Here is a 23,724-nt window from a genome sequence, read left to right as displayed (position 1 = left end):
AAAACGCATCAAGTTCGTAGCAGTAGGTCGCATTAGCACAGCGTAATCCGACAATCCCCCACTCAAATCGCATCGAGCGCCGTGCGCAGATCGTGGCGCAAATCCTCGATATCCTCGATCCCCACCGACAGCCGGATCAAGCCATCGCCGATGCCCAGTTTGGCCCGCTGTTCGGCAGGGATGCTGGCATGCGTCATCAGGGCAGGGTGCTCGATCAGGCTTTCCACGCCGCCCAGGCTTTCGGCCAGGGCGAACACTTCGCAGCGCTCGAGGAAGCGCCGCGCGCCGGCCAGGTCCGTATCGAGGTCGATCGAGATGATGCCGCCGAAACCGTCCATCTGGCGCTGCGCCAGCGCGTGCTGCGGATGCGAAGCCAGCCCCGGATAGAAGACTTTTTTCACTTCCTGCTGCTGTTCCAGCCATTGCGCCAGGGCCAGCGCGCTTTCGCAATGGCGCTGCATGCGGATGGCCAGGGTTTTCACGCCGCGCAGCGCCAAAAAGCTGTCGAACGGGCCGGCAATTGCGCCCACCGAGTTTTGCAAAAAGCCCAGTTGCTCGCGCCATTCCGCCTGGCGTTCTTCCGCGCCGACGATGGCGATGCCGCCGATGATGTCCGAGTGGCCGTTCAAATACTTTGTGGTCGAATGCACGACGATATCGAAGCCATGCTCCAGCGGGCGCTGCACGAGCGGACTGGCGAAGGTGTTATCTGCCACGGCGATGATGCCCCGCGCGCGGCAGATGTCGGCAATCGCCCGCAAGTCGGCCAGTTTCAGCATCGGGTTGGTGGGCGTTTCCACCCACACCATCTTTGTTTCCGGGCGCAGCGCGGCCAGCAGGTTTTCTGGATTCGTCAGGTCGACATACGTGAATTCGTGACCGGCCGAGCGCCGGCGCACCCGTTCGAACAAACGGTAGGTGCCGCCGTACATATCGTCGCCGGCGACGATATGGCTGCCCGCGTCCAGCAATTCCAGCACGGACGAAATGGCGGCCAGGCCCGAGGCGAACGCGAACGCCGCGCCGCCGCCTTCCAGGTCGGCCACGCAGCGCTCGAGCGCCCAGCGCGTGGGATTGTGCGAGCGGCCGTAGTCCAGGCCCTTGTGCACGCCGGGGCTGTCCTGCACGAAGGTGGAGGTGGCGTAAATGGGCGGCATGATGGCGCCCGTCGACGGGTCGGGCGACTGGCCGGCGTGGATGACGCGCGTGGCGAGGCGGCTCTTGCGGGTGGTTTCCTGGCTCAAGATAGTGTCCTGCGTAAGTGGTTGAGAAGGTCGAAGCGGGTGATCAGGCCATAGAAGGCGGCGTCGTCGGCAACGACGGCCGTCAAGCCCCGGTCCAGGGTGGCGCGCAGGGCGGGCAAGCCGCTCGAAGGCGCCAGCGTTTCGATCTGCGTCGTCATGGTGGCGCCCACCAGCGAGGCGAAATGCGCGGCGTCGCCCGAGACGTGCAGCAGCAAGTCCGATTCGTCGATGATGCCGACCAGTTGGCCGCCATCGATGACGGGCAGCTGCGCCAGGTCGCTGGCGCGCATGCGGTTGAAGGCCGTGAGCAGGGTGTCGCCCGGCGCCACGCTGACGACGTCGCCTTCGTCGTAGCGGCGCCCGATCAGGTCGCGCAAGTCGCCGGACACGGCCCGCTGCAACAGGCCCTGGTCGCGCATCCAGCCATCGTTGTAGACCTTCGACAGGTAGCGCGTGCCCGTGTCGCAGACAAACGTGACGACGCGCTTCGGCGTCGTCTGCTCGCGGCAGTATTTGAGGGCGGCGGCCAGCAGGGTACCGGTGGAAGACCCGCCGAGGATGCCTTCGGCGCGCAGGAGGGCGCGCGCGGAATCAAAACTTTCTTGGTCCGTGATGGTGTAGGCCTTGGTGACGCTGTCCATGTCGGCGATAGCCGGGATGAAATCTTCGCCGATGCCTTCCACGGCCCATGAGCCGCTCGTGTCGGCTACTTTGCCCGTGTCGATGTATTCGGTGAGGATGGAGCCTTGCGGGTCGGCCAGCACGAATTCGAGCTTCGGCTGCGCCTTGCGAAAGTAGCGGGTCAGTCCCGTCAGGGTGCCGGACGAGCCGACGCCGACGACGATGGCGTCCACGTCATGGCCGCTTTGCTCCCAGATTTCGGGCGCCGTCGTCGTTTCGTGGGCCAATGGATTGGCGGGATTGTTGAACTGGTCGGCGAAGAAGGCGCCCGGCAGTTCGCGCGCCAGGCGCGCCGCGTAGTCCTGGTAGTACTCGGGATGGCCCTTGCCCACGTCCGAGCGTGTGGTGTGCACTTCCGCGCCCAGGGCTTTCAGGTGCAGCACTTTTTCCGTCGACATCTTGTCGGGCACGACGAGAATCACGCGATAGCCCTTGATGCGGCCGACCAGGGCCAGGCCGATGCCCGTATTGCCGGCCGTCGCCTCGACGATGGTGCCGCCCGGCTGCAGGCGGCCGTCCGCTTCGGCCGCCTCGATGATGGACAGGCCGATGCGGTCCTTGATGGAACCGCCGGGATTTTGCGATTCCAGTTTCAGGAACAGCTGGCACAGGCCCGTGTCGAGCCTGGTCACTTCGACCAGCGGGGTATTGCCGATCAGCTTGTATAGCGCTGGCGGCTGGGATGGGGATGGCATTCGATCATTCATGGTGGCTCCTGTCAGAGAAACAACGGCTCCGGATTGTGTCCCGAGCCGCCTTCCGTGCCGCGCAGTGTAGGCGGGTGGACGAGTGCGGCGAACGAATGTTTATATGCTTGCATATGCGCGCTTCGCATATCGGCGGCAAGGTTCGCGATACGAGTATGCGCCGTTTTTTGCCCGCTTGCCGCGCCAATGGCGCGACTATTAAGCTGCCGCAAGCGCGCCATTGCGATTTATAATCACGCCTCGAAAAGGTGCTAAACAGTATCCAGAATAATCAGACAGACAGGGCAGGCGGCAGTGGCAAAACTTTATTTCCGGTATTCCGCGATGAACGCGGGCAAGTCGACGGCCTTGTTGCAGGTCGCGCACAATTATGAAGAGCAGGGCCAGCAGGTGCGCCTGTACACGGCCGCCATCGACAGCCGCTACGGCGTGGGCCGGGTCACCTCGCGCCTGGGCCCGCAGCGCCAGGTCGACATCTTCCACGCCGACACGAATTTCCTCGACGATATTCCCCAGGTGGCCTGTTTGCTGGTGGACGAGGCGCAATTTCTCAGCACGGCCCAGGTGCAGCAGCTGCACCAGCTGGCGCAAGTGAAGGGCGTGCCCGTCATCTGCTACGGCTTGCGCACGGATTTCAAGGGCGAACCGTTCCCCGGCTCGGCCTACCTGCTGGCGCTGGCCGACGATATCGAGGAGTTGAAGAATATTTGTACTTGCGGCAAGAAAGCCACGATGAACATCCGCGTGGATGAGCAGGGCCGCCGCATCAAGGAAGGCGAGCAGATCAGCATAGGCGGCAATGAAGCCTACCGCCAGGCGTGCGGGCGCTGTTTCTATGCCTGATTTACAACCCCTAGCAAAACCGTAGCGAGCGGAAGGAAGTTGTGGTTGAGAAGCGCAACTGTACGAAGGTACAGTGAGCATCGCAGACCGCAAATTACGACGCGCAGTAGGTTTTGATAGGTGTTCTTATTCGGCGACGGGCGCGCCCACGTCGGCATCATCCGATAAGGCCAGGTCGCCCCGTTCGAAGGCGGCCAGGATGTCATTGGCGCGCGCCACGTCGTGTTCGCGCACCATCACGCGGGCGCCGCCGATGGCGGCCGCCAGCAGCATGTCGGCCTGCATGTGCTGGTCGTCCGTCAGCAGCACGTCGATGCCGGCCGCCGCCAGGCAGCCGCGGATGACGTGCGCATCCGTGGGGATCATCAGCCGGGCAATCAAAACATAGTCGTCGTGCATCGCGTCTCCTGACAAGGTGGTATGCGCCATCTTAGCACCGACCCCGCTTTTACAGCTTGAACACGCTCACCACCTGGTTCAGCTCCTGCGCCTGCTCCTGCAAGGCGTCGGCGGCCGCGGCAGCTTCTTCGACGAGGGCCGCATTCTGCTGGGTTACCTGGTCCATCTGGGCGATGGCCTGGTTGACTTGCTCGATGCCGCTGCGCTGCTCTTCGCTCGCCTGCGCGATCTCGGCCATGATGGTGCTCACTTGCCGCACGCTGGCCACCACGGTATCCATGGTGGCGCTGGCCTGGCTCACCTGGGCGTGGCCCAGGTCGACCGTGCTGGCGGACGCCTGGATCAGGTCCTTGATGTCTTTCGCCGCCGCCGTCGAGCGTTGCGCCAGGGTGCGCACCTCGGTGGCGACGACGGCAAAGCCGCGTCCCTGCTCGCCGGCCCTGGCCGCTTCCACGGCCGCGTTCAAGGCCAGGATATTCGTCTGGAAGGCGATGCCGTCGATGACGCCGATGATGTCTGCGATCTTGCTTGAGGAGCTGCGGATGGCGTCCATGGTGCTGGCCACCTGGGCCACGGCCGCGCCGCCTGTCGCTGCCAGGCTGGACGAGTCGTGCGCCAGCCGGCTTGCCTGCTGCGCGTGGTCGACGTTCTGGCGCACGGTGGAGCTCAGTTCCTCCATCGAGGCGGCCGTTTCTTCCAGCGAACTGGCTTGCTGTTCCGTGCGGCTCGACAGATCCAGGTTGCCGCTGGCAATTTCACCGGACGCCGTGGCGATTTGCCCGGCGCTGCCGCGCACGTTGCCGACCACTTGCGACAGGTTGTCGCTGATGCGGTTCATGGCCAGCAGCAGGCGGCCGATTTCATCCAGGCTGCCGGTATCGAGGTGCACCGTCAGGTCGCCGGCGGCGATCTGCGCGGCGGCCGTTTCGGCGGCGGCAAGCGGGCGCGACACCAGGGCGCGCACGAGCCAGTACAGCAGCAGGGCGAAGACGAGCAGGGCGATGAAGCCGGAAACGGCCAGCTGGTTGCGCAACTGGCGCGCTTCCGCCGTGATCTCGTCCGTGAAGGTGCCGCCCGCGATGATCCATTGCCAATCCTTGAATTGGCGGTAATACAGTTGCTTTTCGCGCGCGCTGGCAGCCGTTTCGCCGGGCGCCGTCCACGTGTAGCGCATGGCGCCGTCTTTTTGCGCCAGCATGTCCTGGATGAACAATCGCCCGTCGCTGGCCTTGAACTCGAGCGCGCTCTTGCCTTCGCTGTTCGGGTGCAGCACCAGGTGGCCGTAGTTGGCACCGGGAGCCGTGTCGACGATATAGATGTAGCCCGTCTGGCCGATCTTGACCTGGCGAATCTTCTCTTTCAGCATGGCCAGATTCTGGCTGATATCGAGGCCGATGAACAGCACGCCCACCACCTTGCCGCCCGCGTCGCGCACGGGGTCGTACTGGGTGATGTATTGCTTGCCAAACAAGGTGGCCATGCCGACAAAGCGCTGGCCCGCGCGCAGCGGTGCATAGCTGGGGTGGTTGTGGTCGAGCTGGGTGCCGATGGCCCGTTCGCCATCTTGCTTTTTCAGCGAAGTGCTGATGCGCACGAATTCATCGCCATTGGCGGCAAAAATGGTGGCGATCACGCCCGTCTGGGCCGTGTAGCGGTCGACCAGGGCCGTGTCGAGGTTGAGCACTTTGCCGCCGTTGGCCAGCGCGGGCGTGGCTTTGCCGGCGACGGCCACCATGGCGCCCGTGTCGACCGTGAACGGGCCGGGAAATTCGGCCGCGAACAGGCGCGCGAAGCTGGCCGCCTCGTTGACCATGGCCGTATGGAATACTTGCGTGGTCGTCATGACGCTATTGAGCTCGCTGGTGACGGCCGCTTCGGCGCGCTGTTCCAGGGCGGTCGAGGTGCGGATGCTGATCAAGGTCGTCAGGCTGGCGAGGATCAGGCTGACGAGGGCAAAGGTGAACACGGTAATCTTGCCGCCGACACTCCAGTGGCGGGGGGAGAACGAAATTGTAGGCATAGTTTGAGTCTGGCAAAGGGTAATCAGCTCGGCCATTCCTGGTCATGACATGACACGCGGGGAGGGGATCTGGTGGGGAATACTGTTGAAACGGAGGCGCGCCGGCTGTGGGAGCCGCGCACGGGCAAGCTGGATTTCAGGGCGCGATGATAGCATGTTGCTTGCCTTTTGTTACTAAGTGTTTCCCGCAGGAATTAATATTTCGTGCAAAAACATCATCCATATCAAGGATCGCAAAAGCGACTCATTGACTTTTTTGATTTCAATGAAGATTTTTTCTCTTCATCGCTGATGGGCGATGCAATTTTTGTCACGAATGTTTCACTTTGTAATGAATGAGGCGCCGTCCTTAATCCGCGTTTAAGCTTCCGGGAAGAAACTGATATTCCTTGGGAGACTGCCAGGCCGTATCCTGTAGAATAATATGCAGACCAGTCGTGTATTCCCCTTACTGTCTTGCTGGCTGGCGCGTGAATGTTGCGCCGCCTGGAATTGATTCAACTAATTTTCGGAGAAGCCGATGAAGAAGCAAATGATGCTGGTCACCCTGGTGCTTGCCCTGTCAGCCCACGCTGGCGCAGCCCAGACGGACAAGAGCGCCGCTCCTCCGCCCCCCATGAAGCCGCTGGCCCAGCAAACGCAGGCCGCCTTGTGGGCATCGCGCGTATTGACGCGCGTCCATTACAAGGCCATGCCGCTCGACGACGCCATGTCGGAGAAAATCTTCGACCGCTATTTCAAATCCCTGGACGCGGAAAAACTGTTTTTCGTGCAGGCCGACATCGACCGTTTCGCCCCGCTGCGCACCAAGCTCGACGACGCCATCGTCAATGAAGACCTGACGGCGCCGTTTGCCATCTACAATCTGTACCAGCAGCGTTTCGACGAGCGCATGGCGTATGCCCGTGAATTGCTGAAAACCAAGTTCGACTTCACGGCCGACGAGAGCTACCAGATCGACCGCGAAAAAGCCGCCTGGCCGAAGAATGACGAGGAAGTGCGCGACCTGTGGCGCAAGCGCGTCAAGAACGACTGGCTGCGCCTGAAACTGGCGGGCAAGGAAGACAAGGCCATCCGCGAAACGCTGGACAAACGCTACGAAAGCTACACGACCCGTGCGCGCAAGCTCAACAGCGAAGACGTGTTCCAGATCTTCATGAACGCCTACGCCATGTCGATCGAGCCGCATACCAATTACCTGGGCCCGCGCGCGTCGGATAACTTCGACATCGCCATGCGGCTGTCGCTCGAAGGCATCGGCGCCGTGCTGCAGACGCGCGACGAATACACGGTGGTGCGCGAAGTCGTGCCGGGCAGCCCGGCCGGCCTGTCGGGCAAGCTGAAAGTGGGCGACCGCATCGTCGGCGTGGGGCAGGGCGAAAGCGGCCCCATCACCGAAGTGCTGGGCATGCGCATCGACGACGTGGTCCAATTGATCCGCGGCGCCAAGGATTCCGTCGTGCGCCTCGACATCCTGCCGGCCGACGCCGGCCCGGACGCCAAGCACGTCGTCTTGCCGCTGGTGCGCAAGAAAATCAGCATGGAAGAGCAGGCGGCGAAGAAATCGATCATCGAAGTGCGCGACAATGGCGTCAAGCGCCGCATCGGCGTCATTGCCTTGCCGACCTTCTACCAGGACTTCGAAGCGCGCCGCCGCGGCGACAAAGACTTCAAAAGCGCCACGCGCGACGTCAGCCGTTTGCTGGCCGAGTTGAAGAAGGACAAGGTCGACAACGTCCTGATCGACTTGCGCAACAATGGCGGCGGTTCCCTGAACGAAGCCGTCGAACTGACGGGCCTGTTCATCGACAAGGGCCCTGTCGTGATGCAGCGCAATGCCGAAGGCAAGGTCGACGTGGAAAGCGATACCAATACGGGCCTGGCCTGGGATGGCCCGATGGGCGTGCTGATCAACCGCGGTTCCGCTTCCGCTTCCGAAATTTTCGCCGCCGCCGTGCAGGATTACGGCCGTGGCGTCATCATCGGCGAAGGCAGCTTCGGCAAGGGCACGGTACAAACCCTGTTCAATCTCGACCGTTTCGGCGGCAGCGAGAAAGCCCGCTTCGGCGAGCTGAAAATGACCATCGCCCAGTTCTTCCGCATCAATGGCGGCACCACGCAGTTGCGCGGCGTCACCCCCGACATCAAGCTGCCAGCCATGTCGGACACGGAAAACTTCGGCGAATCGAGCTATGACAATGCCTTGCCATGGGTGGCCATCAAGCCGGCATCGTACATGCCGACGGGCGACCTGAAGGATATCGTGCCGCTGCTGGACAAGAAACATGAAGCGCGCGTGGCCAAGGACAAGGATTTCCAGTACTTGCTCGATGACATCGCCCTCGTCGTCAAGCAGCGCAAGGAAAACCAGATTTCGCTCAATGAAACCGTGCGCCGCAAGGAGCGCGATGCCCAGGAAGCGCGCGCCAAGGCCCGTGAAAAACGCCTGATCGCGCAGATTTCGAATCCTGCCGACGACCTGGTGGTGATTCCCGATCCGAAGGACGTGCTGAAGGGCGCGAAAGCGGCCAGCAAGACGGCCAAGCAGATCGCCGCCGTGAAGGGCGCCTTGCGCACCGACGACGGCTTGCAGGGCGACGAGCGGGCCCTGAGCGCCGAGCTCGATGCCGAGACGGCCGCCAAGAGCGCCAAGGACGTGCTGCTGAACGAAGCGGCGCGCATCCTGGCCGATGAAGTGGCACTGATCAAGGCCGATACGCGCATGGCTTCCAAGGTCTTGCCATATGGCGCGGATGCCAAGGCGACGCCGGTGGCGGCGACGGCGAAGTAATGAATACGGGTCAGACCCGTCGGGTCTGGCCCCAGCTTTTGCTTTGGGGTAAACAGTAGTTATTCGTTTCGCGTATTTCTATCATTCCAACAATCAATTGGATTGATATGCCGCGATGCAGCATAATTCATCTGTCTCCTCTATTCTCCTCCAAGAAAATAGATTCAGCCCGCTCCCGTAGCGGGCTTTTTTTTGCCTCAGATTTTGTGCGCGGGCGGTTGCACGTCGGGGTGGGCCGCCAGCAGGGCCGTGATCCAGCCGGCAAACGCCTGCAGCTTGGGCGTGGCCAGGCGGCCTTGCGGCGTCAGCAGCGACATCGGCATCGGCGTCGGCGAGCAGTTGGGCAGCACGGCCACCAGCGCGCCGCTGTCGAGGTGCTGGCGCACCTGGTACATGGCCGCCTGCGCCAGCCCCAGCCCTTGCAGCGCGCAATCGACGCTGGCGTCCGCGTCGTTGACGGCGATGGGCCCGGCCATCTGCACGCGCACGACCTCTTTGCCTTCCTGAAAATCCCAGTCGAAGGCGCGTCCCGTGCGGCCCGAGTAATGCATGATGCCCTGGTGTGCGGCCAGGTCGGCCAGGGCGTGCGGCGTGCCGTGCCGCGCCAGGTAGGCGGGCGCGGCGCACGTGACGAAGCGCATCAGGCCGACCTGCTTGCCGATGAAGGCGGAATCTTGCAAAGTGCCCACGCGCAAGGCGCAATCGATGCCTTCCTGCGTCAGGTCGACCAGGCGATCCGTCAGGCTCAGCTGCAGTTGCACGTCAGGCCAGGCGGCGTGGAATTGCGCGATATGGGGAATGACGAGGCGCCGGCCCACCGTGCTAGGCAGGTTGATGCGCAACAAGCCGCGCGGTTTTTTCGCGTCGGGGCCGCGAAACGCCAGTTCCGCCGTATCGACGGCTTTCAGGATATCGATGCAATGACCAAAGTATTCGGCCCCTTCCGGCGTCAGCGACAGGCGGCGCGTCGTACGCTGCAGCAATTGCGTGCCCAGGTAGGCTTCCAGCTTTTGCAGGGTGGCCGTCAGCGCGGCGCGCGGCAAATTCAAGGTTTCGGCCGCCTTGGAAAAACTGTTTGCCTCGACGATGCGCACGAAGGTTTGCATGGCCTTGATCTTGTCCATCTTGATTGTTCATCTTATGTGAAAAGTATAAGTGGATTATGCCCTAATTATCTTTGCCACGGCTTTGTCTAGAATGGCCACATCCCTACCGAACCGAGGAAACAACATGAACAAGGCCTCATCTATTACTTCCCACGATATTTCGCCCGCGATGGTGCTGCTGCTGGCCATCGCTTCCGGCCTCATCGTGGCCAATCTGTATTACGCGCAAACTCTCGTCGGGCCCATCAGCGCCTCGACGGGCCTGTCGGCCAAGGCGGCCGGGCTGATCGTCACCTTGACGCAAGTCGGCTATACCCTGGGCCTGCTGTTTGTCGTGCCCCTGGGCGACTTGCTGGAAAACCGCCGCCTGATCGTCACGGCCTTGCTGGTGACGGCCACGGCCCTCGTGGCGGCGGCGCTCTCGACGGGCGCGATCGTGTTCCTGGCCGCCGCGCTGGCCATCGGCCTCGGTTCCGTGGCGGCGCAAGTGATCGTGCCGTTTGCCGCCCACCTGTCGCAGGAAGCGACGCGGGGCCAGACGGTGGGCAAGGTGGTCAGCGGCTTGTTGCTGGGCATCATGCTGGCCCGCCCCGTGGCGTCGCTGGTGGCGGCCCATGCAAGCTGGCACGTGGTGTTTGGCGGCGCCGCCGTGCTGATGGTGCTGCTGGCGCTGGTCCTGCGCCGTGCCTTGCCCGTGCGCCAGCCCGTGTCGAGCATGAAATATTCGGCCCTGATGGCCTCGCTGTGGCATCTGTTGCTGGGCACGCCCGTGCTGCGCCGCCGCGCCGCCTATCATGCGGGCCTGTTTGGCGCCTTCAGCCTGTTCTGGACCGTCACGCCGCTGGTCTTGTCCAGCCCCGCGTTCGGCCTGTCGCAAACGGGCATCGCCATCTTTGCCCTCGTGGGCATGGCCGGCGCCGTCGCGTCGCCCATCGCCGGCCGCCTGGCCGATGCGGGCCACACCTTGCCGGCCACGGCCGTTGCACTGGCGCTGGGCATCGTCGCCTTTGCCTTGCCGATGTTTGCGCCGGAATCGAAACACGTGGCGCTGGGATTGCTGGTGGTCGCTTCCATCGTGCTCGACATGGGTGTCGCGGCCAACCTGGTGCTGGGCCAGCGCGCCATCTTCAGCCTGGGCGCGGAAGTGCGGGGCCGCTTGAACGGCCTGTATTTCGCCCTGTTCTTTGCCGGCGGCGCGGCCGGCTCGGCCATTGGCGCCTGGGTGTACGCGAGCTACGGCTGGCAAGCAACCTTGCTGACCGGTATGGCATTCCCCGGACTGGCCGTGCTGGTGTGGATGGGAGAATTTTTACCGCAAGCCACGCGCCGCACGGCTTGAAACCCTGATGGCGCCTCATTATCACTGGTGAGTATTTCTATCATCATGAAGATAAAGTGGCGTGATATGCCGCGATGCCGCAAGATGCACTTGTCTCCTCTATCTCCTCCAAGGAAATAGATTCAGCCCGCTCCCGCAGCGGGCTTTTTTTTGCCTGCGTTTTCTTAAATCACCACCAGGTCCAGCGCCCGCATGAAGTTCGCCGCCTGCGCATGCGTGATGACGGCACCTTTCAGCAGCGCCGCTTCGTTCAATTTGAAACCGTCGATATCGGCGCCGCGCAAGTCCGCGCCCTGGAACTTCGCCAGTTTGATCGTGGCGTTGCGCAGGCTGCCCCCTTCGAAGACGGCGTCGCGGAAATCGCAGCCGGCCAGGTAGGCGTCGGAAAAATCCAGCTGTTTCAAGGTCGCCTTGCGGAACGAGAATCCCCGCAGGTCGGCGCCCACCAGCAGGCTGTCTTCGAAGGTGAGACCCAGGTGGGCCGCTTCCTCGAAAGACGCGCCCGTCAGCTTGCAGCCGCGGTAGGTGGCCGAGGCCAGCTTGGAACGCCGCCATTTCGTGTTGTTCAGGTCGCAGCCTTCGAAGCTGGCGTCGACGGCATCGACGGATTCGAAATCGGCGCTGCCCGCGCGGCAGCGGCGCCAGGTGCTGCGTGCCAGTTTGCTGGCGAACAAGTTGGTGTCGGCAAAGGTGCAGCGCTCGAAGGTACAGCCCTGCAAGTCGAGGCGCGACAGGTCTTCGCCGTCGAACGCGCAATCGATGAAGTGGCGCGCCGATTGCGCCAGTTGCTGCTCGATGCCGGCGCGGTCCAGGGTCATGCCGGTTACTGCGGTGTCGTGTGTTGCCATCCGTCTTCATTCCTCATCAAAGCAGGGGAGGGATGGCGCGGCGGGAAAATGCACGAACCAGTACACCTCCCCGGCTGGTGGTACAGCCAAGGGTCAGCGCCGCGGGTCCGCGTGGGCGGGAGCATGCCGGACTGTGCCGGGCACTTACCGGGTTACCAACCGGTGCGCTCATTTTCGATCAGCGCGTATTGTAGCGTGTCCAAATCGGCCTTGCCAGTTTCCGCAAGCTCGGGTTAGTATCGCTGCAGGCGCACGCATTGTGCCAACGTCGCTCGGACGGATCCGGGCGCTTACGTATAGAGATACCATGACCGACAGCCAAGCTCCGCGCAGCTTTTCGCGCATCAATCGTCTTCCCCCCTACGTTTTCAATATCACCGCCGAACTCAAGATGGCCGCGCGCCGCCGTGGCGAGGACATCATCGACATGTCGATGGGCAATCCCGATGGCGCCACGCCGTCCCACATCGTGGACAAGCTGGTCGAGACGGTGAAACGCCCCGACACGCACGGCTATTCCGCGTCAAAAGGCATTCCCCGCTTGCGCCGCGCCATTGCGCACTGGTACAAGAAGCGCTACGAGGTCGACATCGACCCGGACAGCGAAGCCATCGTCACCATCGGCTCGAAAGAGGGCCTGGCCCACTTGATGCTGGCGACGCTGGACCGTGGCGACACGGTGCTGGTGCCGAACCCCAGCTACCCGATCCATATCTGGGGCGCCGTCATCGCGGGAGCCGATATCCGCTCCGTGCGCATGGGGCCGGGCGTGGATTTCTTTGCCGAACTGGAACGGGCCATCCGCGAAAGCTACCCGAAACCGAAGATGATGGTGCTGGGCTTCCCGTCCAACCCGACGGCGCAATGCGTGGAGCTGGAATTTTTTGAAAGAGTCGTCGCGCTGGCGAAACAGCACAATATTCTGGTGGTGCATGACCTGGCCTACGCCGACATCACCTTCGATGGCTGGAAGGCGCCGTCCATCATGCAGGTGCCGGGCGCGCGCGACGTGGCCGTCGAGTTCTTCACCATGTCGAAAAGCTACAACATGGCCGGCTGGCGCATCGGCTTCATGGTCGGCAATGCGGAACTGGTGGCGGCCCTGGCGCGCATCAAGAGCTACCACGACTACGGCAGTTTTACGCCCGTGCAAGTGGCTGCCATCGCCGCGCTGGAAGGCGACCAGAGCTGCGTGACGGAGATCTGCGCCCAATACCAGCGCCGCCGCGACGTGCTGGTCAAAGGCTTGCATGAGGCGGGCTGGATGGTGGAAAAACCGAAGGCGTCGATGTATATCTGGGCGCACATACCGGAAGCGTATCGCCACCTGGGCTCGCTGGAATTTTCCAAGCTGCTGCTGCAAAAAGCCAAGGTCAGCGTGTCGCCCGGCATCGGTTTCGGAGAGTATGGCGATGAATACGTGCGCTTCGCCCTGATCGAAAACGAGGCGCGGGTGCGGCAGGCCTTGCGTGGCATCAAGAATATGTTGCGTTCTGGCGACGGGAAAGCGGAAGCGGCTGCATAAAGTTGCCGTACGGAATTGTCCATTGCCCGTAATATCACTGCTGCGTATTTCTGACATCACGAATATAAAGTGGTTTTATATGCTGCAACGCGGCATCATTCACCTGTCTCCTCTATCTTCCTCCAAGGAAATAGATTCAGCCCGCTCCCGCAGCGGGCTTTTTTTTTGCGCGTCGCCATCACCGCTGTCCACCGCCGGCCACACCAGCGGCCCGCCGCCAGATCATCGGGCCAGGCCTTGCCCCTGCAAGAAGATCAGGTTGCCGCCAAAGCTGCAAAAATGACATTGTTGAGTGCTAGTATTTCGACACGCCTGCAGAAGCGGGCAGCCTGTCACCACTCTCCAATATCGGGAATCATCATGCACTCATTCATCAAGCCATTGTCCATCGCCGCCGTCGTGGGCACTTTGTTCGCCAGCGTCGTTCCTGCCAGCCCGGCTTCGGCGGCGGGCGTCGTCAAGCCCACCATCGTATTGGTCCATGGCGCGTTTGCCGATGCATCGAGCTGGGATGGCGTCGCCGCCATCCTGCAAAAAGACGGCTACACCGTCATCGGCGCGGCCAATCATCTGCGCAGCGTCAAGAGTGACGCCGATTCCGTGGCCCGTGTCGTCAACAGCGTGCCTGGCGCGGTCGTGCTGGTGGGGCACTCCTACGGCGGTTCGGTGATCAGCGCCGCTGCCCAGGCAGGCGGCAACGTCAAGGCGCTGGTGTACGTGGCGGCTTTTGCTCCCGATGCCGGCGAGACGGCCGCTGGCCTGTCGGGCAAATATCCGGGCGGCACCTTGGGTACGGCCTTGGCCAAGCCCGTGCCGCTGGCCGACGGCAGCAACGATCTGTTTATCGAGCAGGCCAAGTTCCACGACCAGTTCGCCGCCGATTTGCCGGCGGCCAAGGCGCGCCTGATGGCGGTCGGCCAGCGTCCGATCACCGATGTTGCGCTGAACGAAGCCTCGCCTGCGCCGGCCTGGAAGGGGATCCCGTCCTGGTTTGTCTACGGCAAGGCAGACAAGAATATTCCGGCAGAAGCGCTGGCCTTCATGGCCCGGCGTGCCAATGCGAAGAAAACCGTCGTGATCGACGGCGCCTCGCACGTGGTGATGAGCTCGCACCCAGCGCAAGTGGCCAGGCTGATCGAGGAAGCGGCTGGCAGCGTCAGGTAGGCAAGCAGGGCATCACGCCAAGATATTGATGGAGCTTATCTTGCTCATCACAACACATGATTGGCGTGATATGCCGCAATGCGTCAAGATGCATCTGTCTCCTCTACTTCCTCACAGGAATTAGATTCAGCCCGCTCCCTCAGCGGGCTTTTTTTTGCCCCGACGTTTCTCAGTGTTCTCCATTCCCCGTAAACCGCCGCACGGCCACCTCCCACTGCTGCATCAGGCTGGCCGCCTGGTCGCGCCCGATGGTGGGCAAGAACGTTCGGTCGGCGTACCAGTGCGACGCCAGTTCGTCGGTGCCTTGATACAGGCCGATGGCCAGGCCGGCCAGGTAGGCGGCGCCCAGCGCCGTCGTTTCGATCACCTGTGGGCGCACGACGGGGATGCCCAGCAAGTCGGCCTGGAATTGCAGCAGCAGGTTGTTGGCGCAGGCGCCGCCGTCCACGCGCAGTTCCGTGATCGGTGCTTGCGCGTCGCGCGTCATGGCGCCCAGCAGGGCGGCGCTCTGGAAGGCGATCGCTTCCAATGCGGCGCGGGCGATGTGGCCCACCGTGCTGCCGCGGCTCAGGCCCAGGATGGCGCCCTTGGCCGACGGCACCCAGTACGGCGCACCGAGTCCCGTGAACGACGGCACGAAGACCACGCCGCCGGAATCGGGCACGGAGGCGGCCAGGCCTTCCGCTTCGCCCGCGTGGCCGATGGCACCGAGGCCATCGCGCAGCCATTGCACCACGGCGCCGCCGATGAAAACGCTGCCCTCGAGCGCGTACGTGGGCTGCGCGCCCACCTGGCAGGCGGCCGTGCTGATCAGTCCATGCTGCGATTGCGCGCACTGCTCGCCCGTATTGAGCAGCAAGAAGCAGCCCGTGCCATAGGTATTCTTGGCCATGCCCGGCTTGAAGCAGGTCTGGCCGAACAGCGCCGCCTGCTGGTCGCCGGCGATGCCGCCGATGATGACGGGGCTGCCCAGTACATCCGCATCCGTTTCGCCATACACGTGGCTCGATGGATGGACGGATGGCAGCAGGCTGGCGGGAATGCCCAGCCAATCGAGCAGCTGGGCATCCCAGCAGCCCTCATGCAGGTTCCACAGCATGGTGCGCGAAGCGTTGCTGACGTCGCTCACGTGCAGGCGTCCGCCCGTCATCTTCCACGCCAGCCACGTGTCGATGGTGCCGAAGGCCAGTTCGCCGCGCATGGCCCGCGCGCGGGCGCCGGGCACGGCGTCGAGTATCCAGCGCAGCTTGGTGCCGGAAAAATACGGATCGAGCACCAGGCCCGTCTTGGCATGGATGGCGCCGGCCAGGCCGCGCGCGCGCAAGTCCTCGCACAGCGCTTCTGTTCGGCGGTCTTGCCAGACGATGGCGTTGTAGACGGGTTCGCCCGTGGCGCGGTCCCACACCACGGTCGTTTCGCGCTGGTTGGTGATGCCCAGCGCGCCGAGCGCATCGGCCCGCAGGCCCGTCTTGGCCAGCACTGCGCGGCAGGTCTCGATCTGGCTGTGCCAGATTTCCATCGGATCATGCTCGATCCAGCCCGGCTGCGGGAACAGCTGGCGGAACTCGCGCTGCGCCACGGCGACGATGGCGCCTGATTCATCGAAGACCATGCTGCGCGAACTGGAGGTGCCCTGGTCGAGGGCCAGCAAATACGTCATGCCGCCACCTCTTGCGCCAGATGGACGGCCAGCCACTGCTGCAGGCGCGCCACGTCGGCCGGCGTGCAGCGCAATCCCAGCTTGCTGCGCCGCCACAGGATGTCGTCGCTGCTCCTGGCCCATTCCACCTCGATCAGATAGTACGCTTCGGCCTCGTACAGGCCGGGCGCCAGTTGCGCGCCCAGGTCGGCCATCGAGGTGGCGCCCGTCAGCAGGCGCGTGGCGCGGCTGCCGTAGGCGCGCGCATAGCGGCGCGCCAGCGCGGGCGGCAGCCAGGCGTGGTCGCGCTGGAAGCGGGCAAGGAAACCGTCGAAATCATGGCTGTCCACCAGTTGGTTTTCCTGCTGCAGGTCGCCGCCGGGCAGAGGGGCCTCGGCCGTCCACGCTGCGGCGCGATTGTCCAGCAGGGGCGCCAGCAAGCCCAGTGCTTCCTCGGCCAGCTTGCGGTAGGTGGTGATCTTGCCGCCCCAGATATTGAGCAGGGGCGCACCCGTCGCCACATCGCCGCGCGCCACCTCCAGCAGGTAGTCGCGCGTGACGGCCGAGGCGTTCTGCGCGCTGTCGTCGAGCAGCGGGCGCACGCCCGAATACGTCCACACGACGTCGGCGGGAGAAATCTCGCGCTTGAAATAGCGGTTCGCGGCCTGGCACAGGTAATCGATTTCCATCTGGCTGATCTTCACCTGGCTGACCTCTCCCTTGTATTCCTCGTCCGTGGTGCCGATCAGGGTGAAGTCGTCCTGGTAGGGGATGGCGAAGATGATGCGCTGGTCCGGGTTCTGGAAGATGTAGGCGTGCGGATGCTCGAACAGGCGCGGCACGATGATGTGGCTGCCCTTGATCAGGCGCAGCCCCTGCGTCTTGCCGCCGCCGGCCGCGCCCGCGAATTGCGCCGTCCACGGTCCCGCCGCGTTGACGATGGCGCGCGCGCGCAGCACCTGGCGCTGGCCATCCCCGGCTTGCAGGGTGGCTTGCCAGGCGCCGCCATCGCGGCGCGCATCGACGCAGGCCGTGCGCGTGAGGATGTGCGCGCCGTGTTCCTGCGCGTCGAGCGCATTGAGCACCACCAGGCGCGCATCGTCGACCCAGCCGTCGGAGTACACGAAGCCCTTGCGGTAGCCGGCTTTCAGCGGCGCGCCCGCCGCGTGCTTGTCCAGCGCGATGCCTTGCGAGGCGGGCAAAAAGGCCCGCTTGGCCAGGTGGTCATACAGGAACAGGCCCGCGCGTATCATCCAGGCGGGGCGCTGAGCGGCGTCGTGCGGCATGACGAAGCGCATCGGCCACATGATGTGGGGCGCGGCGCGCAGCAGCACTTCGCGTTCCTGCAGCGCCTTGCGCACCAGCTTGAATTCATAGTATTCGAGGTAGCGCAGGCCGCCGTGTATCAGCTTGGTGGACGCGGACGAGGTGTGCTGCGCCAGGTCGTGCTGTTCGCACAGCACCACGCGCAGGCCGCGGCCGGCCGCGTCGCGCGCGATGCCGGCGCCATTGATGCCGCCGCCGACGACCAGCAGGTCGCAGTCGGCGGGCAGGGAGGAAAAGCGGGAAGCGGACATGGAAGACTCGTCTGGTAAAAGTAAAAGAAAATCAAGTGCCGTCTCAGGCAAGCAGCGACAGCACGGGCGGCAGCACGAGGGCCAGGCCGGCGATCAGCAGCAGCACGAAGACGGCGCGGCGCACGTGTTCGATGGGCAGGCGCGAAGGGTGGCGGCGCGCCAGCCACGTCAAGCCCATCACCAGCGGCAAGGCCTCGAGGGTCAGCCAGAAGGCCGTCATGCTGAACTGGCCGTGCGCCAGCACGAGGGCCAGGCGCAGCACGGCATTCGCGGCGAACAGCACGATCAGCGAATGGCGGATCATGTCGGCCGGCCATGGCTGGCGGTACAGGTGGTACACCATGGGTGGGCCGGCGCTGGCGAACAGGCCGCCCATCACGCCGGATACGCCGCTGAAGAACAGAAACGAGGGCAGGCTTGACTGCCGCGCACGCGCGCTGGCGCGCAGCACCAGCATGAAGGCGCAGACGACGATGGCGCAGCCGAGCAGGAAGCGCAGCAGGCTCACTTGCTGCGCGCTGAACCAGCCCAGCAGGGCCACGCCCGCGCCCACGCCCAGCTGGCTGATGGCCAGCGAGGGGCCGAACACGGGCCAGGCCAGCCGCGGGCGCGTGCGGCCAAACGTGATGGCGGCGTTGACCAGCACCAGCACGCTGACGACGTTGGCCACGTCACCCAGGCTGGCCAGGTGCAGCACGGCCGTCAGGCCCAGCAGGATCAGGCCGAAGGCAAATCCCGTCAGGTTCTGCGCCACGCTGGCCAGCGCCACGCAGGCCAGGAACAGCAGGTGCGACGCCACGCTCATGCCACGCTCATTTCGCCAGCGACAGGAAGAAGTCCTGCTGCGCGCAACCGCGCCGCACGAAGACGGGCGGCTGGCCCAGCGGCGCATCGATTTCCACGCGCTGGCCGCCGTCGAAGACCGTGCCGCTCCACAGGTGGATCCAGGCGTCGCCCTGCGGCAGGTAGGCGCTCCAGCGCGCGGCACCGGCCGCATGCACGGGCGCCACCAACAGGTCGGGGCCGAACAGGTACTGGTCCTGGATGGCGTAGGTGGCGCGGTCGTGTTCATAGTGCAGGAACAGCGGGCGTTGCAGCGGCAGGCCGCGCGCCACGGCCTCTTCGGCCAGGGCGCGGATGGTGGGCGCCAGCGCCACGTGCAGCCGCGTCATGCGGGCGAAGTGGCGGAACACCTCTTCATCCTGGTAGAACTGGAAGTTTTCGTCGGGACGGTTGCCTTCGTGCGTGCGCATCATCGACGTGAAGACGGCCATCTCCGTCCAGCGCTGGAACAGTTCGGCCGTGCGCAGGTTGCCGAACAAGCTCGTATAGCCGCCGATGTCGCTGTGGTGGTAGGCGTTGCCCAGGAGGCCAGACGACAGGGCGCCGCAGATCACCGTTTGCAAGCCGTCGTGTCGGCTGAAGTCGACCGACTGGTCGCCCGCCCACAGCAGCGGGCAGTGCGCCTGCACGCCCGTGTAGCCGGCGCGCATGAAGAAGGTGGCGTCGCCCGTCTTGCCGGCCCGCTCGATGGCGCGCGCATTGACTTCGGCCCACAGGGTCGGCCACGCGTTGTGCATCAGGCGCGCGTCGGCGCCATTGTGCAGGCGCAGGTCGATCGGCAGGTATTCGCCGAAATCGGCCATCCAGCCGGACAGGCCGAAATCGAGCATTTCCTGGCGCAGGATGCGCTCCTCGAACCACAAGGCGGCCGCCGGATTGGTGAAGTCGACGACGCCGCAATCGAATTCGCCGAAGTCGACCAGGTAGGCGCCGCCATCCATGCTGGTCGCCAGAAAGCCCTGCCGCAGCGCTTCCTGATACAGGGTGCCGTCGTTGCACAGGTAGGGATTGACGTAGCCGAGGAAGCGGATGTCCTGCTTGCCCAGGTCGGCGATCCAGTTTTTCAGGTCAGGGTAGCGCTGCGGCTGCCAGCGCCAGTCCCAGAACAAACGCTTGCCGAACGAGGTCTGGCGCAAGCCCACCCAGTCTTCGCACCACAGGGCGCTGACGGGCAAGCCGTGTTCCTGCGCCTGCGCGAGGATGGCGCGCGCATGTTCCTCGCCGCCTTTCAGGCCCAGCATGGCGCCATTTTGCAGCCATGCAGGCAATTGCGGCTGGCGGCCGAAGCGCTGCGAGACGACGCCGACCAGGTCGGCGAAGGTATCGGCCAGCATGAATTCCAGGCGCTCTGGCATGGCCCAGAATTGCAGCTCGTGGAAGTCGGGCTGGCGGAAATCGAAGTCCGCATACGCCGTCGTTTCCGCATGCAGGCAGTAACGCTGCGAAGAGATGAAGCTCGGTTGCGGATAATTCGTGTGATAGTAGTCGCCGCCCGACTTGGACGTCACGTCCGCCTGCCACGTCAAATGCGTCGACTTGTCGCGGCCCACGCCCGGCTCCGACGTCCACAGGGGGAAGTGGCGCCCGCGCAGGTCGAAGTACGACATCTGCTCGCCGCAGCCCCACACATGTTCATCCTGTTCCGCCGGCAGGCGCAGCCACAGGCGGTTCCAGCCCGGCGCCGCATAGCGCACCACCAGGTGCACGCCATGCGGCGTTGCCTGCACGGCCAGCACCAGTTGCGGTGTCTCGCCCGCATGGCGCGCAAAGCGCAGGGTGGTGGCGCCATCGTCCTCGGTGACGGCCAGCGCGCGCAGGGCATTGCGCTCCTCGACGTAATCCTCGATCTCGAAGTTACCGCGGTACATTTCCATGCTTTCGCGGCCCTGGCCGACGAACACGCACGGCGCAGCGGGACTGTGGCGCAGCAGCAAGCGGCCGGCGCAGCGCAGGGCGACGCTGTCATTTTCCTGGTGTAGTGTGTACTGCATGACGATCAACTCCTGTGAAAACCGGCCGCCCGCGTGGTGGCGCATGGCGGGCCGGGGTTACTGCACTAATTAAAAGACGAGGAACATGCCGGCGGTCAGCTCGACGGGGCTGTAGCCGAAGTAGTTATTGTCCCCCCGGAACTGCAATACGCCCAGCTTGGCGTGGCTGTTGTTGGCGATGCGCGTGGCATACGCATAGAACGACAGGGTAGGCTGGAAGTTGTACAGGTAGCCCAGCGAGTAGGCCGTCGACTTTGGCTTGCCCACGCCATCGCCCGTATTCGTGCCGAAAGCGCCTTTGGCGTTGGCGCCGTCATAGCTGATGTGCGCCAGGCTGCCTTCGATGCGATGCTTGCCGATATCGTAGGCGCCCGACACGCCGAAGGCGTCGGCCGCATAGCCGCCCGCGTTCGACACGCGGTAGGACGTGTAGGAGCCGCCCAAGGTAAAGTCGTTCCACTTGTAGCGCGCGCCGACGATGTCCGTGACCTGGTTGCGCTTGATGAAGTTCGGCGTGCCGGCCGTGCTGATGTCGTTGCTCTGCTGGTAATCCATGTGCGCATAGCCGAGGAACAGGTCGCCCTTCTTGTACAGCACGTTGGCGGCCCAGCTGCGGCCATCGTTTTCCAGGTCGGTGGCGGAAGACGCCTGCTGGCCGGCCGAATACGATACTTCGGCCGAAATATTGTTCCAGGTGGGGCTGCGGTAGCGCAGCGCGTTGCCATAGAACAGGGCCGTGCCCGAGTTGTTGCCGGCCAGGCTAGTCGTCTTGCTGGCGTTGCCCGTCACGGGGTCCTTCAGGTAGCGGCCCAGCGATTCGGGGCGCGTGAGCGAGAACAGGGCGCTGAAGTCGTTGGCGCCGTAATTGTGCGCCGATGCCAGGTCGGCGCCCAGCGAAACCCAGAACGGCGCCATGTACATGGTGCCGCCTTCGACCGAGCCCCAGGTGGTCGACGCAAAACCGACGGTGGAGCCGCGGTTGAACAGCACGGACGAGGTGGTGTTGTTTTGCGTGCCGCCGCCCGCATTGCCGTTGAACAGGTTCAAGCCCGTTTCGACGCCGAAGATGGCCTTGTATTCGTCGCTGAAGACCCAGGCGCCCGTCAGGCCCAGGCGGCTGGCCATTTCGCCCTGGTTCAGGCGGTGGTTGGTCAGTTCGCGCCCGCTGGCGTCCTTGCCGCGCGAGACCGTGTAGCCGATGTCGCCACGGCCGTACAGCTTCCAGTTGAAGCCAGTGGCCGCTGGCATGGACGCCGCCGTGGCCGCTGGCGCCATCGCTGCTGCTGGCGCCGGCTGGGCAGCCTTCGCTTCCATCTGCGCCACCCGGTCCTGCAACTGGGCCAGCATGGCTTTCATGTCGCTCAGTTCGTCGGCATGCGCGTTAGCGCTAACAAATGATGCCGAGAAAAGGGCGCCCGTGATGGCCGCGGCCAATGTGGTCTTGCGTAACGTCGTTTGCATGATCTTGTCTCCTGTGTTTTTATAGGTGTATTGTTGCTGATCCCTGCCTTGCCTAATTAAATAATCAAATCCCTCCCATGCACAAATATTTGATATCGAGGAAGTCGTCCATGCCGTAATGCGAGCCTTCGCGGCCCATGCCCGAATGCTTGACACCGCCGAATGGTGCCATTTCATTGGCGATCATGCCCGTGTTGATGCCGACCATGCCCACTTCCAGTTCTTCGGCCACGCGCCAGACCCGGCCCAGGTCGCGGCTGTAGAAATAGCCGGCCAGGCCGAACTGCGTGGCGTTGGCCATGGCGACGACTTCGTCTTCGCTGCCGAAGCGGAACAGTGGCGCCAGCGGGGCGAAGGTTTCCTCGGTGGCGACCAGCATGTCGCTGTTCGCTTCCAATACCACGCTGGGCTCGAAAAAGCTGCCGCCCAGCGCGTGGCGCTTGCCGCCGATGGCCAGCTTGCCGCCCTTGGACAGCGCGTCGGCGATGTGCTGCTCGATCTTGCGCACGGCGTTTTCATCGATCAGCGGGCCTTGCGTGACGCCAGCGTCCAGGCCATTGCCCAGTTTCAGCTCGGCCACCTTGGCCACGAGGCGGGCGGCGAAGTCGTCGTAGATGCTGTCCTGCACGTAGATGCGGTTGGCGCACACGCAGGTCTGGCCGCTGTTGCGGTATTTCGACATCAGCACGCCTTCGACGGCCGCGTCGATGTCGGCATCGTCGAAGACGATGAAGGGCGCGTTGCCGCCCAGTTCCAGCGACAGCTTCTTGATGGTGCCGGCCGCCTCGCGCGACAGCCAGGCGCCCACTTCCGTCGATCCCGTAAACGTGATCTTGCGTACCAGGTCGTTGTGGCACAGTTCCGTGCCGATCGCTTGCGCCGCGCCCGTCACCACATTGAAGACGCCGGGCGGCACGCCGGCGCGCAGCGCCAGTTCGCCCAGGGCCAGGGCCGACAGCGGCGTTTGCGACGCCGGTTTCAGGACCATGGCGCAGCCGGCCGCCAGGGCGGGGCCGGCCTTGCGCGTGATCATGCCGTTCGGGAAATTCCATGGCGTGATGGCCGCGCACACGCCGATCGGCTGCTTGATGACGACGATGCGCTTGTCGTTCGACGGCGGGGCGATCACGTCGCCATACGCGCGCTTGCCTTCCTCGGCAAACCATTCCAGGTAGGCCGCGTTCGAGACGATCTCGCCCTTGGCTTCCGCCAGCGACTTGCCTTGCTCGCTGGTGAGGATCAGCGCCAGGTCGTCGGCGTGCTGCAAAATCAAGGCATGCCAGGCGCGCAGCACCGTGGCGCGCGCCTTCACCGTCTGCTTGCGCCACAGCCGGAAGGCCGCGTGCGAGGCGGCGATGGCGCGCCGCGTCTCGGCCGCACCCATGCGCGGCACGGTGGCGATCACTGCGCCCGTGGCCGGGTTGGTGACATCGATGGTGGCGCCATCATCGGCATCGCACCAGACGCCGTCGATCAGGCATTGCTGTTTCAACAGGCTTGCGTCTTGCAGGTTCAACATGAGGGTTCTCCTTGGATGGGGGGATGC

The 23,724-nt window shown here is 64.1% G+C and carries 17 protein-coding genes; 5 read left to right on the top strand and 12 right to left on the bottom strand.

Annotated features, from left to right (window positions below):
- Positions 1-62 precede the first annotated feature (62 nt).
- Together BLU39_RS03510 and BLU39_RS03505 are read right to left on the bottom strand one after the other, a co-directional pair.
- Positions 63-1,244, bottom strand: coding sequence for a trans-sulfuration enzyme family protein (locus BLU39_RS03510; protein WP_092709731.1), 1,182 nt, complete (start codon positions 1,242-1,244; stop codon positions 63-65).
- The gene (locus BLU39_RS03505) at positions 1,241-2,620 is read right to left on the bottom strand and encodes a pyridoxal-phosphate dependent enzyme (RefSeq protein WP_092709728.1); all 1,380 of its coding nucleotides are present in this window, start codon (positions 2,618-2,620) and stop codon (positions 1,241-1,243) included. The genes BLU39_RS03510 and BLU39_RS03505 overlap by 4 nt, the downstream gene beginning before the upstream one ends.
- A gap of 306 nt (positions 2,621-2,926) precedes the next feature.
- Between BLU39_RS03505 and BLU39_RS03500 the strand changes: the two genes are divergently transcribed.
- A complete protein-coding gene (locus BLU39_RS03500) occupies positions 2,927-3,475 on the top strand; it encodes a thymidine kinase (RefSeq protein ID WP_092709726.1) in 549 nt (182 codons plus the stop codon).
- Between the two features lie 126 nt (positions 3,476-3,601).
- Here BLU39_RS03500 and BLU39_RS03495 read toward each other — a convergent pair whose 3' ends face one another.
- Both BLU39_RS03495 and BLU39_RS03490 read right to left on the bottom strand, forming a co-directional pair.
- Positions 3,602-3,874: a putative signal transducing protein gene (locus tag BLU39_RS03495; RefSeq protein WP_092709723.1), complete on the bottom strand. Its 273-nt coding sequence runs from the start codon at positions 3,872-3,874 to the stop codon at positions 3,602-3,604.
- A 49-nt stretch (positions 3,875-3,923) separates the two neighbouring features.
- Entirely contained in the window at positions 3,924-5,894 is a 1,971-nt protein-coding gene (locus BLU39_RS03490) for a methyl-accepting chemotaxis protein (protein ID WP_175539197.1), read from the bottom strand.
- A gap of 520 nt (positions 5,895-6,414) precedes the next feature.
- Between BLU39_RS03490 and BLU39_RS03485 the strand changes: the two genes are divergently transcribed.
- A complete protein-coding gene (locus tag BLU39_RS03485) occupies positions 6,415-8,685 on the top strand; it encodes a carboxy terminal-processing peptidase (RefSeq protein ID WP_092709720.1) in 2,271 nt (756 codons plus the stop codon).
- Between the two features lie 197 nt (positions 8,686-8,882).
- On the opposite strand, the gene BLU39_RS03480 is transcribed toward BLU39_RS03485, so the two are convergent.
- On the bottom strand, positions 8,883-9,809 hold the full coding sequence (locus tag BLU39_RS03480; protein ID WP_092709717.1) for a LysR family transcriptional regulator: 927 nt from the start codon (positions 9,807-9,809) through the stop codon (positions 8,883-8,885).
- Positions 9,810-9,915: 106 nt separating this feature from the next.
- On the opposite strand from BLU39_RS03480, the gene BLU39_RS03475 reads away from it, so the two are divergent.
- Positions 9,916-11,130 (top strand): MFS transporter, encoded by a 1,215-nt coding sequence (locus BLU39_RS03475; protein ID WP_092709714.1) that lies wholly within the window; start codon positions 9,916-9,918, stop codon positions 11,128-11,130.
- Between the two features lie 164 nt (positions 11,131-11,294).
- On the opposite strand, the gene BLU39_RS03470 is transcribed toward BLU39_RS03475, so the two are convergent.
- Positions 11,295-11,978 carry a pentapeptide repeat-containing protein gene (locus BLU39_RS03470; RefSeq protein WP_232731117.1) on the bottom strand — a complete coding sequence of 228 codons (684 nt, stop codon included), beginning with the start codon at positions 11,976-11,978 and terminating at the stop codon, positions 11,295-11,297.
- Between the two features lie 307 nt (positions 11,979-12,285).
- Between BLU39_RS03470 and alaC the strand changes: the two genes are divergently transcribed.
- Together alaC and BLU39_RS03460 are read left to right on the top strand one after the other, a co-directional pair.
- On the top strand, positions 12,286-13,503 hold the full coding sequence (alaC, locus tag BLU39_RS03465) for an alanine transaminase (protein WP_092709708.1): 1,218 nt from the start codon (positions 12,286-12,288) through the stop codon (positions 13,501-13,503).
- A gap of 360 nt (positions 13,504-13,863) precedes the next feature.
- Positions 13,864-14,667, top strand: coding sequence for an alpha/beta fold hydrolase (locus BLU39_RS03460; protein WP_092709704.1), 804 nt, complete (start codon positions 13,864-13,866; stop codon positions 14,665-14,667).
- A 169-nt stretch (positions 14,668-14,836) separates the two neighbouring features.
- Here BLU39_RS03460 and glpK read toward each other — a convergent pair whose 3' ends face one another.
- The 6 genes from glpK to BLU39_RS03430 form a co-directional block, all read right to left on the bottom strand.
- The gene (gene glpK, locus BLU39_RS03455) at positions 14,837-16,327 is read right to left on the bottom strand and encodes a glycerol kinase GlpK (RefSeq protein WP_092709701.1); all 1,491 of its coding nucleotides are present in this window, start codon (positions 16,325-16,327) and stop codon (positions 14,837-14,839) included.
- Positions 16,324-17,883 carry a glycerol-3-phosphate dehydrogenase gene (glpD, locus tag BLU39_RS03450; RefSeq protein ID WP_092709698.1) on the bottom strand — a complete coding sequence of 520 codons (1,560 nt, stop codon included), beginning with the start codon at positions 17,881-17,883 and terminating at the stop codon, positions 16,324-16,326. The genes glpK and glpD overlap by 4 nt, the downstream gene beginning before the upstream one ends.
- A 43-nt stretch (positions 17,884-17,926) precedes the next feature.
- The gene (locus BLU39_RS03445) at positions 17,927-18,688 is read right to left on the bottom strand and encodes a TSUP family transporter (RefSeq protein WP_092709695.1); all 762 of its coding nucleotides are present in this window, start codon (positions 18,686-18,688) and stop codon (positions 17,927-17,929) included.
- 7 nt (positions 18,689-18,695) lie between these two features.
- On the bottom strand, positions 18,696-20,717 hold the full coding sequence (locus tag BLU39_RS03440) for an alpha-glucosidase (protein WP_092709692.1): 2,022 nt from the start codon (positions 20,715-20,717) through the stop codon (positions 18,696-18,698).
- A 69-nt stretch (positions 20,718-20,786) separates the two neighbouring features.
- Positions 20,787-22,178, bottom strand: a complete 1,392-nt coding sequence (locus tag BLU39_RS03435) for a porin (protein WP_175539196.1) — start codon at positions 22,176-22,178, stop codon at positions 20,787-20,789.
- Between the two features lie 64 nt (positions 22,179-22,242).
- Positions 22,243-23,697, bottom strand: coding sequence for an NAD-dependent succinate-semialdehyde dehydrogenase (locus BLU39_RS03430; RefSeq protein ID WP_092709685.1), 1,455 nt, complete (start codon positions 23,695-23,697; stop codon positions 22,243-22,245).
- Between the last annotated feature and the right edge of the window lie 27 nt (positions 23,698-23,724).

This window comes from Janthinobacterium sp. OK676 (assembly GCF_900103595.1).
Lineage (GTDB): Bacteria > Pseudomonadota > Gammaproteobacteria > Burkholderiales > Burkholderiaceae_D > Janthinobacterium.
The sequence above is the reverse complement of the archived record's forward strand: the minus strand, read 5'-3'. Positions and strand labels throughout refer to the sequence as shown.